Origin of the sequence: Oceaniglobus indicus (assembly GCF_002751875.1) — a bacterium.
GTDB classification, from domain to species: Bacteria; Pseudomonadota; Alphaproteobacteria; order Rhodobacterales; family Rhodobacteraceae; genus Oceaniglobus; species Oceaniglobus indicus.
Window position 1 is genome coordinate 105,300 of sequence record NZ_NMZM01000009.1, and the last position, 16,561, is coordinate 121,860.

Below are 16,561 nucleotides of genomic sequence, written 5' to 3' on the forward strand. Positions count from 1 at the left end.
ATGACGCGGCTGCGGGTGCGCGATCTTGCCTGTGCGCGGGGCGGTGTGCCCGTATTGTCGGATGTCGCATTCACACTGGGGCAGGGGCGCGCGCTGATCCTGCGCGGCCCGAACGGCAGCGGCAAGACCACGCTGCTGCGCACGCTCGCGGGGTTGCAGCCGGCTCTGCGCGGCACGATCGATCCGGGGCCAGAGGCGGTCGCCTATGCCGGCCACGCCGATGGGTTGAAAGGCGGGCTGAGTGTGGCCGCCAACCTGACGTTCTGGGCGGGTATCTTCGGCACCCGCGACATCGCGCCGGCCCTTGAAGCGTTCGATCTGACGGACCTGCGCGAACGGGCCGCGCAGAACCTGTCGGCGGGACAAAAGCGGCGGCTGGGTCTGGCGCGGATGGTGCTGACGCAGCGCCCGGTGTGGATTTTCGACGAGCCCACGGTATCTCTGGATACCGCCAGCGTCGGATTGTTCGCGAGAGCGGTCGAATCGCACCTGGCCCAGGGGGGCGCCGCCATCGTGGCGACCCATATCGACCTGGGATTGACGGCCGACGTTCTGGATATCGCACAGTTCCGGGCCCGCGCCATGGACGATCCCTTCGCCACCGGTGTCGCATGATCCGGCTTGTCGCGCGGGATCTGATGCTGGCGGTGCGCGCCGGTGGCGGTTTCGGCCTCGGCGTCGCGTTCTTCCTGATCGTCGTGACGCTGGTGCCGTTTGCCATGGGGCCGGACACCACGCGCCTGTCGGTGATCGCGCCGGGGGTGTTGTGGTTGGGCGCGCTGTTGGCGTGCCTGCTGTCGCTGGACCGCATGTTTGCGCTGGATTTCGAGGACGGCACGCTGGACCTGCTGGCGACTGCGCCGATCCCGTTGGAAGGGGTGGTGGCGGCCAAGGCCCTGGCGCACTGGTTGACGACGGGGCTGCCGCTGACGCTGGTCGCGCCGATGCTGGCGGTGTTGCTGAACCTGCCGGCACAGGGGTTTACCTGGCTGGTCGTCTCCCTCGCCCTTGGCACGCCGGCCCTGAGCATGATCGGCGCCTTCGGGGCGGCACTGACCGTCGGTCTGAAGCGCGGCGGATTGCTGCTGTCGCTTCTCGTGTTGCCGCTTTACGTGCCGACCCTGATCTTCGGCGCCGAGGTGGCGCGGCGGGGGGCCGAGGGCATGATGGTATCGACGCCCCTGGCGTTGCTTGCGGGCGTGAGCGGTTCGGTCCTGGCCTTGCTGCCATTCGCCGCGGCTGGTGCCTTGCGGGTCAATCTGCGGTAACGTATCCGCATCATGCCACGTTGGTGCGGCTTGCGGATGCGGGACGCCTCCGGCGGGGGTATTTGAATCGGTAAGAAGCCCGAGGGTATGACTTGGGCGGACGGGCGTAGGGAACTTCATGTCGTTGTGGGAATATGCAAATCCGGCCCGGTTCATGGTCCTCTCGGCGCGGATCGTTCCGGTCAGCGGCGGGTTGGCCGCGCTGTGCCTGGTTGTGGGGCTGGTGTGGGGGTTCTTCCTGACCCCCGATGATTACCGGCAGGGATCGACGGTCAAGATCATCTATCTGCATGTGCCGGCGGCGATGCTGGCGATCAATGCCTGGGTGATGATGCTGGTCGCCTCGCTGATCTGGTTGATTCGCCGGCACCATGTCAGTGCGCTGGCCGCGCGGGCGGCGGGCCCGGTGGGGATCGTGATGACGCTGATCGCGCTGGTGACCGGTGCGTTCTGGGGGCAGCCGATGTGGGGCACCTGGTGGGCCTGGGATCCGCGGCTGACGTCGTTCCTGATCCTGTTCCTGTTCTACCTTGGTTACATCGCCCTGTGGGCGGCGATCGAGGATCCGGACACCGCGGCGGACCTGACTTCGATCCTGTGCCTTGTGGGATCGGTTTTCGCCGTCCTGTCGCGCTATGCGGTGAACTTCTGGAACCAGGGCCTGCACCAGGGCGCATCGCTGAGCCTGGACAAGGAGAAGAACGTGGCCGACGTTTTCTATTTTCCGCTATTGGTGTGCATTGCCGGGTTCGTCCTGTTGTTCGTGACCCTGGTCCTGGTGCGCACGCAGACCGAGATCCGGGCGCGGCGGCTTCACGCGCTGAACCTGCGGGCGCGGATGGGATGATGCCGGATCTGGGGAAATACGCGGTATCGGTGTTGAGCGCCTATGGCGCCACCTTCGTCTTGCTTGCCTGCCTGGTCATATGGACCATCTGGCGCGCGCGGCGCGTGGCCCGGCGGTTGGCCGAGGCCGAGTTGGACATGACAAACCAAAGGAAACGGCCCCGTGGCTAGGATTTCGCCTCTCATGATTGCGCCCCCCCTGGTGTTTGCCGGGTTGGCCGTGATGTTTCTTGTCGGCATGTGGCGCGAGGATCCCAACGCCCTGCCATCGGCGCGCGAGGGGCAGTTGACCCCTGCGTTGCAGGTCGCACCGCTTGGCGATCTGGCGATGCTGGATGAGGCCGTCCTGCGCGCTCCGGGGGTGAAGCTGGTCAATTTCTGGGCCAGCTGGTGTGCGCCTTGTCGTGTCGAGCATCCCAACCTTGATGCGCTGGCGGCCGAGGGCGTGCCGATCTATGGCATCAACTACAAGGACAATCCCGAGAAGGCGTTGGGATTTCTGGCCGAACTGGGGAACCCCTATGTCGCGGTCGGAGCGGACGAAAAGGGGCGCACTGCGTTGGACTGGGGCGTTTACGGTGTTCCCGAGACATATGTCATCGACGGCGAGGGGCGCATCGTCATCCGCCACCCCGGCCCGTTGACCCAGCGCGTGCTTGAACAGACGATCCGCCCCGCCATGGAGAAGGCCGCCGGTCAGCCGGGATAGGCCACGAGGGCAAGCACCATCACGAACAGCCCCGTTTCGAGCAGTGGAATGGGCAGTCGGATGCGGCGCGCGGCCGCCAGGATCAGATCAGTCATGTTCATCGCCCCCAAGCGTTGTCGAAAAACCATAACGTTTGATTGATGGAAGGCCAGAATACAGACTGTTTCCAATGTAGCCGGCAAATTTCCGCACCATTGGCCAAAGCGTTTTCATCCTGCTGCCCGATTTCCGTCAGAGTGTTGCGGAACACTTTCCCGGCAAAGGTGTGGAGTGTGTGATGGATTCGGTTCTGAACAGTTTTGCCAGCTTGCTGGATGTAACGGCGGATGGTGCGGCGCGGGCCCTGACGGGCAGTGGCGGCGTCGGATCCGCGCCCCTGACCTTGATGGTGGTCCTTGCGGTGGGAATGATCGCCCAGCCGGTGTTCATCCTGTGCGCCATGCACCTGCGACCGGAGAACCCGTTGAAGGGCAAGGCGGGTGGCACGTGGATCATGGCGGCCGGGTTGATCTTCTATGGCGGTGCGGTGGTCACGGGCCGCGTCGGATGGATCGAACACGGGATCGAGAACCGGGTGGTTCATCCGTTCATGATCTCGGTCCTGGGGCGCGATACCTGTGATCCCGACGGATGGGCGGGATGCGACGTGGTATTCATCGACGGTTCCGAAATCCATATCCGCCATGCCGACCGATACACGCCTGCGCGCGAAAGCGTCGCGCGCCCCCTGCCGCGCCCGCAGGTCTCGGCGGAAACGTAAACGGCCGCCCCCTTTCAGGGACGGCCGCCACTTTGCCTTGATGTTCGGGTCAGGCGGCCTTGGCGAGGTTGCGCAGCACATAGTGCAACACGCCGCCGTTCTCGATGTATTCGATCTCGACCGCGGTATCGATCCGGCTTTTCAGCTCGATCTCCTTCACTGTGCCGTCGGCATAGGTGATGGTGCAGGGCACGAGGGCCGACGGCTTGATGTCGCCCTCGAGACCGGTGATCGTGATCTTCTCGTCGCCCTTCAGGTTCAGCGATTTACGGGTGTCGCCGCCGGTGAACTCGAACGGGATGACGCCCATGCCGACCAGGTTCGAGCGGTGGATGCGTTCGAAGGATTCGGCGATCACCGCCTTGACCCCCAGCAGGGCGGTGCCCTTGGCCGCCCAGTCGCGCGACGATCCGGCGCCGTATTGCTCGCCCGCGAAGATCACCAGCGGCGTGCCCTGATCCTGCCAGGCCATGGCGGCGTCATAGATCGAGGTCTGTTCGCCGTCCGGCCCCAGGGTATAGCCACCCTCGACGCCGTCCAGCATCTCGTTTTTGATGCGGATGTTGGCGAAGGTGCCGCGCATCATCACCTCGTGGTTGCCACGCCGCGAGCCGTAGGAGTTGAACTCGCGCACGGGCACCTGGCGGTCGACCAGGTATTGGCCGGCGGGGGTGCTTTCCTTGAACGATCCGGCCGGAGAAATATGGTCGGTCGTGATCATGTCGCCCAGGATGGCCAGGACGTGGGCGTCCTTCACATCGCTGATCTTGCCGGGTTCGGCGCCCATGTCCTTGAAATAGGGCGGGTTCTGGACATAGGTCGACGAAGGCGGCCAGTCATAGGTCTGGCTGTCGGTCGTCTCGACCCCGCGCCACTTTTCATCGCCCTTGAAGACGTCGGCATATTTGCTCTGGAACGCCTCGCGGGTCACGGTCGCTTCGACCAGTTCGGCGATCTCGGCCTGCGACGGCCAGATGTCCTTGAGATAGACGTCGTTGCCGTCCTTGTCCTGACCCAGCGGATCCTTGGCGATGTCGACGTTCATGTCGCCGACCAGCGAATAGGCCACGACCAGGGGCGGTGACGCCAGATAGTTGGCGCGCACGTCGGGCGAAATCCGGCCTTCGAAGTTGCGGTTGCCCGACAGGACAGACACGCCGATCAGGTCGAAATCGTTGATGGCCTTGCTGATTTCAGGCTCGAGCGGGCCCGAGTTGCCGATGCAGGTGGTGCAGCCATAGCCGACCAGGTTGAAGCCGATGGCATCCAGGTCTTCCTGAAGGTTCGCAGCCTCGAGATAGGCCGAAACGACCTGCGATCCGGGGGCCAGCGATGTCTTGACCCACGGCTTGCGGGTCAGGCCCCGCTCGCGCGCCTTGCGCGCGACAAGGCCCGCGCCGATCATCACATAGGGGTTCGACGTGTTGGTGCACGACGTGATCGAGGCGATCACGATCGAGCCGTCGTGGAGTTGATAGGGGTCGTTGCCGTTCACCTGGGCCACGATGCCGCGCCGGTGGTGTCCGGCATCGCCGGGAATGTCGCAAGGGGCGATCGGGCCGCCTTCGGATTCCCAGCGTTCCTTCTGCTTGTCGGGTGCCTTGGTGCCTTCGCGTTCGCCCTTGATATAGGCGCGGAAGGCGCTTGCCGCCTCGGTCAGGGCGATGTGGTCCTGCGGCCGCTTGGGGCCGGAGATTGCGGGCACCACGGTGGACATGTCCAGTTCCAGCGTGTCGGTATAGACGGGTTCATACCCCGGTTCGCGCCACATGCCGTTGGCCTTGGCATAGGCTTCGACCAGCTCGATGGTGTCGCGGTCGCGGCCCGTCTGCGTCAGATAGCGCACGGTTTCGGCGTCGATGGGGAAGAAGCCGCAGGTGGCACCGTATTCGGGCGCCATGTTGCCGATGGTCGCGCGGTCGGCCAGCGGCACATTGTCCAGCCCGTCACCGTAGAATTCGACGAACTTGCCCACCACGCCCTTCTCGCGCAGCATCTGGACCACGCGCAGCACAAGGTCGGTCGCGGTGGTGCCTTCGGTCATCGCGCCGGTCAGCTTGAAGCCGACGCATTCGGGGATCAGCATCGAAATCGGCTGACCCAGCATGGCGGCCTCGGCCTCGATTCCGCCGACACCCCAGCCCAGGACGGCGGCGCCGTTGACCATGGTGGTGTGGCTGTCAGTGCCGACCAGCGTGTCGGGATAGGCAACTTCGGCCCCATTCTGATCGGTGTCGGACCAGACGGTCTTTGCCAGGTATTCGAGGTTGACCTGGTGGCAGATGCCGGTGCCGGGCGGCACCACGCGGAAGTTGTTGAACGCCTTCTGGCCCCATTTCAGGAAGACATAGCGTTCCATGTTCCGCTCGTATTCGCGGTCGACGTTGACCTGGAAGGCGCGGGGATTGCCGAATTCATCGATCATCACCGAATGGTCGATGACCAGATCGACGGGGTTCAGCGGGTTGATCTTCTGGGCATCGCCGCCAAGGTCGATGATCGCATCCCGCATGGCCGCCAGGTCGACCACGGCCGGAACGCCGGTGAAATCCTGCAACAGGACGCGCGCCGGACGATAGGCGATCTCGCGCTTCGAAGTGCCTGCGTTCACGGTCCATTCCGAAAACGCCTTGATGTCGTCGGTGGTGACGGTCTTGCCGTCCTCGAACCGCAGCATGTTTTCAAGAACGACGCGCAAGGCGATGGGAAGTTTCGAGAAATCTCCAAGCCCGGCCTTCTCGGCGGCGGGAATTGAATAATACGCATAGGATTTTTCGCCGACCTTGAGGGTCTGACGGGTGTTCGAGCTGTCGTGTCCGACTTCGATGGGCATTCCTGATCTCCCTTTGACTGGGTGCGCCTGTTCCCTTCGGTGTCGCCCATACCATGGCGTCAATCAAGGGGTTCACACACTGTATACCGTTGTGCACAATGATATGCCAGTGGCGATCTGGCATCCATCCCGTCCCGCGGCGGCCGTTTTCGTCACATACCATCGCAAAACCTTGATTGGTCATTCACCATGGCCGGGGTTAGGCGGGTGACCGACAGCACGGGGGAAGTGGATGAAGGTTTGGATGGCAGCAGCCCTTGCCGGCGTTGGCGCGCTGTGCGGGTTCGGCACGCCGGTTCCGGCGGGCGAGAACCCGGTTCTTGTCGAACTCTATACCTCGCAGGGATGTTCGTCGTGCCCGCCGGCCGACGAACTTCTGACCCGACTCGCCGGCCGTGACGACGTGATCGCGCTGGCGTTGCACGTCGATTACTGGGATTACATCGGCTGGAAGGACATCTTCGGCCAGAAGGCGCACACCGCCCGGCAGAAGGGATACGTCCGTGCCGCCCAGGGCCGCACGATCTACACGCCGCAACTGATTGTCGGCGGACAGGACCATGTCGTCGGCTATCGCCCGATGGAGGTGGCCGACCTGCTGATGGCGCACAAGGCCCGCCCCGATGCAGTGCACCTGGCCCTGCACCGCGAGAACGGCAAGGTCGTCATCACGGCCGAGATGGCCAGCGCCGAACCCGGAGAGATGTGGGTGCAGGTCGCCGTGTTCATCCCCCGCGAAACCGTGCACATCGAACGGGGCGAGAACGCGGGCAAGACCGTGGTATATTCCAACATCGTGCGCAGCCTCGACAAGGTCGGCGACTGGGACGGCACCGCGCCCCTGTCGATCGCGGTCGACGCCCCCGCCGACGCGCCGCTTGCCGTCATCATCCAGCGGGCGGACTACGGCCCGGTTCTGGCGGCGGCTCGCCTCAACTGATCCTCGGGTTTCCAGCGGCGGTGTATCCAGAACCATTGATCCATGTTCTGGCGCACCATCGCCTCGAGGCTGTCATTGGCGGCCTGGGTCATGGTGACCGGGTCGCTTTGCGGTATCTCGCTGTCGACGATGATGTCGAAATCCAGCCCGTTCGCCCGCCGCCGCCCGTAGATCGGAATGACGCAGGCGTCGTATTTCAACGCCCATTCCATGGCCGACGTGGCGGTGGGCGCGGTCTTGCCGAAGAACGTGACCGGCGCGCCGGCCCCGGCATATATATCGGTCAGGATCCCGATCATCCCGCCGCCGCGCAGATGGCCGATCAATCCGGCCAATCCCTTGCGCGTCGTCGGAAACATCGGCGCGCCGATCAGCGTCAGCGCGTTGACGTAATGGGCATTGAACCGGGGGTTGCGCATTTCACGATACAACCCGCCCAGATCATGGCCATGGGCGGCAAGGACGGTGCGTGCCGCGTCATAGCTGCCGAAATGGGCGGTGATCACGACCGTCGGCCGGTTGGCCGCCCGCGCGCGCCGCAATGTCTCCAGACCCGGCCCGCCAAGCGGGCTGTCCTTGACCCGCTCGGTAAAGGCGCGTCCCGAATACAGTTCGATCAGGGTGCGGCCGGCATTGTTCGGCACGGCGCGCGTCAGGCGCCGCACTTCGTCTTCGGACAGATCCGGCATGACATGGGCCAGGTTTTCGCGCACCCTCGTGGTCCATCCCAAAAGGGGGGCCGCGATGCGCGCGGTGATCCAGCCCATGAAAGGGACACGCACGCGATACGGCAACAGCGTCATGGCACCCAAAACGCTGCGAATCGCGGTATTCTGCACCCTGTCACGAAGCGTGCTGCGCCTGAGCGGCATCGGTGGGATCCCCGTGTGATTTGCAGCCCAGTCCATAAAGCCCGCCCCGTATGACCACAAGCGCACCGGCCGCGATGCGCCGATCAAGGCCGGCCCCTGCCAACGCGCTGGCAGCAGCGGCCGCCGTTCCATCCTGGCAGACCGATGTGGCAAATCCGATCGCGCAGAACGACAGCCAGGCACGGCAACGCCGCGCCTGAAACAGACCCGAGCGTCCGTATCGATCCGTTTTCTGACACCAGCCCTCGACAGTGAGGGGTCAACTGCCCCCGCACACCGTTTTACAGGCATCTATGGTTCGTGGCGCCCGGATCCCCGTTTTTTCTTGCCCGAAATACTCATCACACGGCCGCAACCGGCGCCGGCACCAGCTATTCATCCTCTTCGCTGACCAGCGCGATGTCGCCCCGATCCACCAGGCCGCGGATCGTTGTGACGACGCTGGTGCGCGCGGCATCGGCGACCTTTGCCTTGACCGTGCCGATTTCGGCCGCTTCCTCGCGCAGGGTGGCGGCCATGCGCTTGGACGTGTTTTCCAACAGGAACTCGACGGCCGCGGCGTTCGCCTCGTCGACGCCCGCGACCATGACCACCAGGCTGTCGCGGTCGACATCCTTCAGTACGGCCGGCACGTCCAGCGGGCGAAGCCGGGTGGGGATATCGGGGAAGGTGAAGATCGCGCGCCGCACCTCGTCGGCGAAGGCGGCGTCGGTTTCGCCCAGCCCTTGCAACAGGTCATCGCGGGTGGCCGAGGGCGAGACGTTCAGGATCGCTCCGACCCGAGCGACCGCATCCGATGCGAAGGCCCGCGGCGGTTCCGCGTTCAGTTCCGCCGCCAGCGACAGGCCGATCCGGCGCACCGTATCGGGCCGTATGGCGGCGGTCTCAGACATGGCGAAAGTCAGGCGGCGGGCCTTGTCGCCGGGCAGCTTTTCAAGGATTTCAGCGGCTTTGGCGACCTTCAGCTTCGACAGCACGACCGCGCCCACCTCGGCCGACTGGCGGCGCAACAACGGCAGCAGGCGATCGACGCTGAACTCTGCCAGGGCTTCCCAGGGATCGTTGTGCCAGACCATGCCGGCCTGTTCGCGCAACTTGGCCGCCATGTCGGGGCTGATGACACCGTCCAGAATCGCCAGCGCCCCTTCCAGGCCGCCCGGAAAGGCCAGACCGATACTGTCCAGCTCGTTGGCGAATTCCTCGATCACGGATTTCAGCGTGCGCCGATCGACATAGCGCATCTGGCTCATCTGCGTGGTCAATTCCGCCTTCAGGGGTTCGGGCAGCCCGACCAGCGGAAGCTTTGCCCCCTCGGCCAGCAACAGCCGCACCACGATGGCGGCCTTCTGGCGACGATTGAGCGTCGGTGCCGCCTGAATCCCGGTCAGCCGGCCGCGTGGTGCCGCGACGGTGGCTTTGGACGAAGGCGGGCGCGGGGCCGAGGGAACGGTGAGGTCAGTCGTCATGGAACATCCGAAACGTCAGTGGCGATGCCCGACCCTAGGACGAAACCGGTTAAGAGAGTGTTCTCATCCGCCCTGTCCGCGCCCGGCGTCGCCCGGGACTGTTCCCCATGTCCGCGCCGACCCGCGCCCGCCCAGGTTCACCCCTCGCCGAACACGCGCCGGAAGATCGTGTCGACGTGCTTGGTGTGATAGCCGACGTCGAATTTCTCTTCGATCTCGGCAGCGGGCAGGGCGGCGGTGACTTCGGGATCGGCCAGAAGCTCGGTCTTGAAATCGCGGCCCTGTTCCCAGACCTTCATCGCGTTCCTCTGCACCATGGCATAGGCGTCCTCGCGGCTGACGCCTGCCTGGGTCAGCGCCAGCAGCACGCGCTGCGACATGACCAGCCCGCGAAACTTGTTCATGTTGGCCAGCATCGTGTCGGGATAGATCACCAGCTTGTCCACCAGGCCCGTCAGGCGGGCCAGCGCGAAGTCCAGCGTGATCGTGGTGTCCGGCCCGATGTTACGTTCGACGCTGGAATGCGAGATGTCGCGCTCGTGCCACAGGGTGACGTTCTCCATGGCCGGAATCACCGACATGCGCACCAGCCGGGCAAGGCCGGTGAGGTTTTCCGACAGCACCGGGTTGCGCTTGTGGGGCATGGCGGAACTGCCCTTCTGGCCTTTCGAGAAGAACTCCTCGGCCTCCAGCACTTCGGTGCGTTGCATGTGGCGGATTTCGGTGGCGATATTCTCGATGCTCGATCCGATCACGCCGAGGCAGGCGAAAAATGCCGCGTGGCGGTCGCGGGGGATCACCTGGGTGCTGATCGGCTCAGGGGTCAGACCCATCTTGGCGCAAACGTGCTCCTCGACCGCGGGATTGATGTTGGCGAAGGTGCCGACGGCGCCGGAAATCGCGCCGGTGGCGATTTCGGCGCGCGCGGCGCGCAACCGGGTCAGGTTGCGGTCCATCTCGGCATAGAAGCGCGCGAAGGTCAGCCCCATGGTCGTCGGTTCGGCGTGGATCCCGTGCGAGCGGCCGATGCGGATCGTGTCCTTGTGTTCCAGCGCGCGGCGTTTCAGGGCGGCCAGCAACGCCTGGAGGTCGGCGATCAGGATGTCCGAGGCGCGCACAAGTTGCACGTTGAAACAGGTGTCCAGCACGTCGGACGACGTCATGCCCTGATGGACGAACCGCGCCTCGTCATGGCCGATGATCTCGGCCAGGTGGGTGAGGAAGGCGATGACGTCGTGCTTGGTGACGGCCTCGATCTCGTCGATGCGGGCGACGTCGAATTCGGTGTCCTTTGCCGTCCAGACCGCTTCGGCGCTGGCCTTGGGAATCACGCCAAGGTCGGCCTGCGCGTCGCAGGCGTGGGCTTCGATCTCGTACCAGATGCGGAACTTGGTGGCGGGCGACCAGATGGCGACCATTTCGGGGCGGGAGTAACGCTCGATCATCGGCGGCCTTTCGGGGGTTGCTGCGGGTTGCGCGCGTTCTAGACTGCGCGGGCAGACGGGGCAATGGGCGGGGAACATGCGGTGCGGATATGGCACGCGGGGCTGGGGGCAAGAGGCGGCGGGACGCAGGGTGCAGCGGGCGGATGCCGCAGGCCCCGGGGTGCGATGGTCAGAAGCGATCCGGCACGGTGAGCCGCCGTCTGGCGGATTTCGCCGGCGCATGGCGAATCGCGCGGCGGATCGACGACCGGCGCACGGGAACAATGGCCGATCTGGCGGGCACGGCGACCTTCAGCCGCGATCACGCCGGCCTGATCCATGACGAGGCGGGGGTTCTGCGCCTGCCGGGTGCCGCGCCACTGACCGCGACGCGGCGGTATCTATGGCGACCAGCGCCCGGCGGCATCGCCGTTCATTTCGCGACCGGTGTGCCGTTCCACACCTTTGATCCCGTCGCCAGACAGCCAGGCGCGCGCCACGATTGCGCGCCGGACCTTTACGTCGTGCGCTATGATTTCACCGGCTGGCCCGACTGGCGCGTGACCTGGACGGTTAGCGGCCCGCGCAAGGATTACAACAGCACTACCGCCTATCGCCGCTGAGGCGGGGCTTGCAGCATGTCACGGCTCGGTGCAAACCCGCACCGAACCCCCAGAAGACGGAGACGGGACACATGACGAGCATGACACAAGATCAGGTGTTGATCGAAACACTGGATACGACCGGCGGCACCATGCGGCGCGTCCGGCAGGCGGGACTGATCGTGCTGGGCATTGCCGTGCTCGCCGTCGCGGCGAAAATCGCCGTTCCCGTGCCGGGCAGCCCGGTGGCGATCAACATGGGCACCTTCGCCGTCCTGTCCATCGGGGCGGCCTATGGCCCGCGCCTGGGGCTGGCGACGATCCTGGGTTACATGCTGCTCGGCGCGCTGGGTATGGACATCTTCCAGAGCTCGACCGCAGATCTGAACGGCATCGCCTACATGACGGGCAGCACGGGCGGCTACCTCGTGGGGTATGTCCTTGCGACACTGGCGCTGGGCCTGCTGGCGCGACGCGGCTGGGACCGGTCGGTGCTGTGGATGGCCGGTGCCATGGCGATCGGCACGGCGCTGATCTATGTCCCGGGCCTGGCGTGGCTGGGCCAGCTTTACGGCTGGGACCAGCCGATCCTTGCCTGGGGGCTGACGCCGTTCCTGATCGGCGATGCGCTGAAACTGGCCTTGGCGGCGCTGCTTCTGCCAAGCCTGTGGAAGGCGATCGGCAGCGCGCGCCAGTAAGCCCGGCGCCGCGCCCCGTGACCGGGGTGCGGCCCTGCGTGCGGGGGCGGCGCGCGGGCCGCGTTTGACGGCGGCCGGATGCGGCGATGGGATACCGGGTGAAATCGGTGGTTCTCAAACCGGCAAAACGGTGCTTAACTCTGCGCAAAGATACCCAGGGAGGACATTCATGACCAAGGTTTCCATGCGGGTGAACGGCAAGGCCGTCACCGCAGAGGTGGAGGGGCGCACCCTTCTGGTCGAGGCGCTGCGCGGACCGCTGGGGCTGACCGGCACCCATGTCGGCTGCGACACCAGCCAGTGTGGCGCCTGCGTAGTGCATGTGGACGGCAAGGCGGTCAAGGCCTGCACCATGTTTGCCGCCGAGGCCGAGGGCGCCGAGGTCACCACGATCGAAGGAATGGCCAACGCCGACGGATCGCTGGGCGTCATCCAGCAGGCGTTTCAGGACCACCACGGTCTGCAATGCGGGTTCTGCACGCCCGGCATGGTGATGAGCGCCGCCGCCCTGCTGAAGGACAACCCGAAGCCGAGCGAGGCCGAGATCCGCCATTACCTGGAAGGCAACATCTGCCGCTGCACGGGGTATCACAACATCGTCAAGGCGATCCAGGCCGCGTCGGGCCAGGATGTGGCGATCGCCGCCGAGTGAGGCGCGCGGCGCCGGCGCTGGCGCCATGAGTATTTGAAGCAAGAAAAAGCCGGGGCCGCACGACCGGTCCGGGGCGCAAGGCGGGGAGGCCCGTCTGTCTGGGAGGACAAGGACATGCCAAAGGATTCAGGCATCGGGGCCAGCCCGAAGCGGCGCGAGGACGTACGGTTTCTGACCGGCGACGGGCGTTATACCGACGACATCAACGTGGCCGGGCAGGCCTATGTGCATTTCCTGCGCTCGGACGTCGCCCATGCGCGGATCGCGGGCATCGACACCTCGCAGGCGGAAGGGATGCCGGGCGTCGTGCGGATCTTCACCGGCGCGGATTTCGAGGCGGTGGGGGGCATTCCCTGCGGCTGGCAGATCACCGACCGCCACGGGGAAGTGATGCAGGAGCCGAAGCACCCCGTGCTGGCCCACGGCAAGGTGCGCCATGTCGGCGATCCGATCTGTGCCGTGGTGGCCGATACGCTGGCCCAGGCGCGCGACGCGGCCGAGGCGATCGTTCTGGACCTGGAGGAACTGCCCGCTGTCATCGACATGAAGGAGGCGGTGAAGGACGGCGCGACCAAGGTGCATGACGATCTGACCGGCAACCTGTGTTACGACTGGGGCTTCGTCGAGGAAAACCGCGACGCGGTGGACGAAGCGATCAAGTCGGCGGCCCATGTCACGACGCTGGAACTGGTCAACAACCGTCTGATCGCCAACCCGATGGAGCCGCGCGTGGCGGTGGGCCAGTGGGAAAAGGGCACCGGCGATTACACGCTTTACACGACGTCGCAGAACCCCCATGTGATCCGGCTGCTGATGGGGGCCTTCGTCCTGGGCATCCCCGAGCACAAGCTGCGCGTGGTCGCACCGGATGTGGGCGGCGGCTTCGGCACCAAGATCTTCCACTACGCCGAGGAGGCGTTCTGCACCTTCGCCGCCAAGGAATGCCGTCGTCCGGTCAAGTGGACGTCGAGCCGGTCGGAGGCGTTCATGTCCGATGCGCACGGGCGCGATCATGTCACCAAGATCGAACTGGCGCTGGACGCAGAGAACAACTTTACCGCCGTGCGCACGGAAACCTATGCCAACATGGGGGCTTACCTGTCGACCTTCGCGCCGTCGGTGCCGACCTGGCTGCACGGCACGCTGATGGCGGGCAACTACCGCACGCCGCTGATTTATGTGAACGTGAAGGCGGTGTTCACCAACACGGTGCCGGTGGATGCCTATCGCGGGGCCGGGCGCCCCGAGGCGACGTTCCAGCTGGAGCGGGTGATCGACAAGGCGGCGCGCGAGCTGGGCGTCGATCCCATCGAGTTGCGCCGGCAGAATTTCATCACCGAGTTTCCCTATGCCACGCCCGTGGCAGTGGAATACGACACCGGCGATTACCACGCCACGATGGACAAGCTGATCGAGATCGCGGATGTCGCCGGCTTCGAGGCGCGCGCCGAGGAGAGCCGCGCGCGCGGCAAGCTGCGCGGTTTCGGCGTCAATTCCTATATCGAAGCCTGCGGCATCGCGCCGTCAAACCTTGTCGGGCAACTGGGTGCGCGGGCCGGTCTGTATGAATCGGCGACGGTGCGGGTCAACGCCACCGGCGGGCTGGTCGTGATGACCGGCAGCCACAGCCACGGCCAGGGCCACGAGACGTCGTTTCCGCAGGTTGTCGCCGACATGATCGGCATCCCCGACGACATGATCGAGATCGTGCACGGCGATACCGCCAACACGCCCATGGGCATGGGCACCTATGGCTCGCGGTCCCTGGCGGTGGGCGGATCGGCCATCGTGCGCGCGACGGAAAAGATCATCGCGAAGGCCAAGAAGATCGCCGCCCACATCATGGAAGCGTCGGACCAGGACATCGAGTTGAAGGACGGCAAGTTCACCGTCGCCGGAACCGACAAGGAACTGGCCTGGGGCGACGTCACGCTGGCGGCCTATGTGCCGCACAACTATCCGCTGGCCGAGATGGAGCCGGGGCTGGAGGAAACCGCCTTCTACGATCCCAACAACTTCACCTATCCTTCGGGCGCCTATGCCTGCGAGGTCGAGGTGGATCCCGAGACGGGCAAGGTCACCATCGAACGCTTTGCCGCCGCCGACGATTTCGGCAACGTCGTCAACCCGATGATCGTCGAGGGGCAGGTCCACGGCGGCATCGCGCAAGGGGTCGGGCAGGCACTGCTGGAAAACTGCGCCTATGACGAGAACGGTCAGCTTATCTCGGCCAGCTATATGGATTATGCCATGCCGCGGGCGGACGATCTGCCGATGTTCACGGTCGATCATTCCTGCCAGACGCCCTGCACCCACAACCCGCTGGGCGTGAAGGGATGTGGCGAGGCGGGAGCGATCGCGTCACCGCCCACGGTGGTCAACGCGGTCTGTGACGCGCTGCAGCGCGCCGGCAAGAACGTCACCCATATCGACATGCCACTGAGCCCGGCGCGGGTCTGGGCCGCCATGCAGGGGGCAGAGCCGACCATGGGGGCGGCGCAACCGGCCGCCGGATCGGCGGGGTCGGCCGAGGGACGCTCGCTGCACGGGCAGGGCTGAACGGCGGGCGGCGGCCTTTCGGGGCTGCCGCGGGATTTCGAGTATTTGGATCAGTAAGAAGTCAGGGCGTGGTTCCCTGTTTTCGACTGGAGGAGAGAGACGATGTATGCATTCGACCTGGAACGGCCCACGACCCTTGCGGACGCCATCGCGGCGCTGAAGGGCGAGGACGCGCAGGCGCTGGGGGGCGGCCAGACCCTGATTCCGACGCTGAAACAGCGGCTGGCCATGCCCGCGAAGCTGGTCAGCCTTGCCGGGGTGGACGAGATCAAGGGAATTTGCCGCAATGATGCCGGTCGGCTTTGCGTCGGTGGCGGCACCACCCACGGCGAGATCGCGGCGCAGTCGGATTATCCGGCCCTCGCGGCCCTGGCGGGGCGGATCGGCGATCCGGCCGTGCGCAACCGTGGCACGATCGGCGGATCGGTCGCGAACAACGATCCTTCGGCCTGCTATCCGGCAGCCTGCCTTGCATCGGGCGCGACCATCGTGACCGATCGCGGCGAATACGCGGCGGATGATTTTTTCCAGGGGATGTTCACCACGTCGCTGGCCGAGGGCGAAATCGTGACCGAGGTGCGGTTCCCGATACCGGAGGCGGCGAACTATCAGAAGTTCGCGCAGCCCGCCTCGCGGTTCCCGTTGGTCGGCGTGTTCGTGGCACGGTTTGCCGACGGCGTGCGCGTCGCCGTGACCGGTGCATCGGAAGGCGGTGTGTTCCGCTGGTCCGAGGCGGAGACGGCGCTGTCGTCGGACTTTTCGGTCGGGGCGCTGGAGGGGCTGAGCGCGTCGGCCGAGGGTCTGATCACCGACCTGCACGGATCAGCCGACTATCGGGCGCATCTGATCAAGGTGCTGACCGGCCGCGCGGTGACCGCGGCCGCGTAAAACCCACGCTGCATCGCAGATCAGGGCCGGGGAAACCACCGGCC

Annotated in this window: 15 protein-coding genes and 1 pseudogene; 12 read left to right on the forward strand and 4 right to left on the reverse strand. The window is 65.5% G+C overall.

What is annotated here, in order from left to right; all coding sequences use genetic code 11:
- From ccmA to CFP68_RS14405, 6 genes are all read left to right on the forward strand, one after another.
- Positions 1-615, forward strand: coding sequence for a heme ABC exporter ATP-binding protein CcmA (ccmA, locus tag CFP68_RS14380; RefSeq protein ID WP_099827631.1), 615 nt, complete (start codon positions 1-3; stop codon positions 613-615).
- On the forward strand, positions 612-1,268 hold the full coding sequence (ccmB, locus tag CFP68_RS14385) for a heme exporter protein CcmB (RefSeq protein ID WP_099827632.1): 657 nt from the start codon (positions 612-614) through the stop codon (positions 1,266-1,268). Before ccmA ends, ccmB begins: the two co-directional genes overlap by 4 nt.
- Before the next feature lie 118 nt (positions 1,269-1,386).
- A complete protein-coding gene (locus CFP68_RS14390) occupies positions 1,387-2,115 on the forward strand; it encodes a heme ABC transporter permease (RefSeq protein ID WP_099827633.1) in 729 nt (242 codons plus the stop codon).
- Entirely contained in the window at positions 2,112-2,285 is a 174-nt protein-coding gene (gene ccmD / locus CFP68_RS14395) for a heme exporter protein CcmD (protein WP_099827634.1), read from the forward strand. The genes CFP68_RS14390 and ccmD overlap by 4 nt, the downstream gene beginning before the upstream one ends.
- A gap of 13 nt (positions 2,286-2,298) precedes the next feature.
- On the forward strand, positions 2,299-2,823 hold the full coding sequence (locus tag CFP68_RS14400; protein WP_169961479.1) for a DsbE family thiol:disulfide interchange protein: 525 nt from the start codon (positions 2,299-2,301) through the stop codon (positions 2,821-2,823).
- 277 nt (positions 2,824-3,100) lie between these two features.
- Positions 3,101-3,583: a hypothetical protein gene (locus tag CFP68_RS14405; RefSeq protein ID WP_099827636.1), complete on the forward strand. Its 483-nt coding sequence runs from the start codon at positions 3,101-3,103 to the stop codon at positions 3,581-3,583.
- 49 nt (positions 3,584-3,632) lie between these two features.
- Here the strand turns inward: CFP68_RS14405 and acnA are convergent, their stop codons facing one another.
- Positions 3,633-6,416: an aconitate hydratase AcnA gene (gene acnA, locus CFP68_RS14410; RefSeq protein WP_099827637.1), complete on the reverse strand. Its 2,784-nt coding sequence runs from the start codon at positions 6,414-6,416 to the stop codon at positions 3,633-3,635.
- 244 nt (positions 6,417-6,660) lie between these two features.
- Between acnA and CFP68_RS14415 the strand changes: the two genes are divergently transcribed.
- The gene (locus tag CFP68_RS14415; protein ID WP_241524105.1) at positions 6,661-7,356 is read left to right on the forward strand and encodes a DUF1223 domain-containing protein; all 696 of its coding nucleotides are present in this window, start codon (positions 6,661-6,663) and stop codon (positions 7,354-7,356) included.
- Here the strand turns inward: CFP68_RS14415 and CFP68_RS14420 are convergent.
- From CFP68_RS14420 to purB, 3 genes are all read right to left on the reverse strand, one after another.
- Positions 7,320-8,228, reverse strand: a complete 909-nt coding sequence (locus tag CFP68_RS14420) for a lysophospholipid acyltransferase family protein (protein ID WP_099827639.1) — start codon at positions 8,226-8,228, stop codon at positions 7,320-7,322. The genes CFP68_RS14415 and CFP68_RS14420 overlap by 37 nt on opposite strands.
- 371 nt (positions 8,229-8,599) lie before the next feature.
- A complete protein-coding gene (locus CFP68_RS14425; RefSeq protein WP_099827640.1) occupies positions 8,600-9,694 on the reverse strand; it encodes a flagellar motor switch protein FliG in 1,095 nt (364 codons plus the stop codon).
- A gap of 137 nt (positions 9,695-9,831) precedes the next feature.
- Positions 9,832-11,139, reverse strand: a complete 1,308-nt coding sequence (purB, locus tag CFP68_RS14430; protein ID WP_099827641.1) for an adenylosuccinate lyase — start codon at positions 11,137-11,139, stop codon at positions 9,832-9,834.
- Positions 11,140-11,327: 188 nt separating this feature from the next.
- Between purB and CFP68_RS14435 the strand changes: the two genes are divergently transcribed.
- The 5 genes and pseudogenes from CFP68_RS14435 to CFP68_RS14455 all read left to right on the forward strand — a co-directional run bounded on the left by CFP68_RS14435 (position 11,328) and on the right by CFP68_RS14455 (position 16,517).
- The gene (locus CFP68_RS14435; RefSeq protein ID WP_241524106.1) at positions 11,328-11,741 is read left to right on the forward strand and encodes a DUF6314 family protein; all 414 of its coding nucleotides are present in this window, start codon (positions 11,328-11,330) and stop codon (positions 11,739-11,741) included.
- Between the two features lie 80 nt (positions 11,742-11,821).
- Positions 11,822-12,418, forward strand: a complete 597-nt coding sequence (locus CFP68_RS14440) for a biotin transporter BioY (protein WP_241524109.1) — start codon at positions 11,822-11,824, stop codon at positions 12,416-12,418.
- A 169-nt stretch (positions 12,419-12,587) separates the two neighbouring features.
- Complete coding sequence (locus tag CFP68_RS14445) at positions 12,588-13,070, forward strand: (2Fe-2S)-binding protein (protein WP_099827643.1); 483 nt, start codon at positions 12,588-12,590, stop codon at positions 13,068-13,070.
- A gap of 114 nt (positions 13,071-13,184) precedes the next feature.
- A pseudogene (locus tag CFP68_RS14450) lies at positions 13,185-15,545 on the forward strand (xanthine dehydrogenase family protein molybdopterin-binding subunit); the annotation flags it as partial.
- 186 nt (positions 15,546-15,731) lie between these two features.
- Positions 15,732-16,517, forward strand: coding sequence for an FAD binding domain-containing protein (locus CFP68_RS14455; RefSeq protein WP_099827645.1), 786 nt, complete (start codon positions 15,732-15,734; stop codon positions 16,515-16,517).
- Positions 16,518-16,561 lie beyond the last annotated feature (44 nt).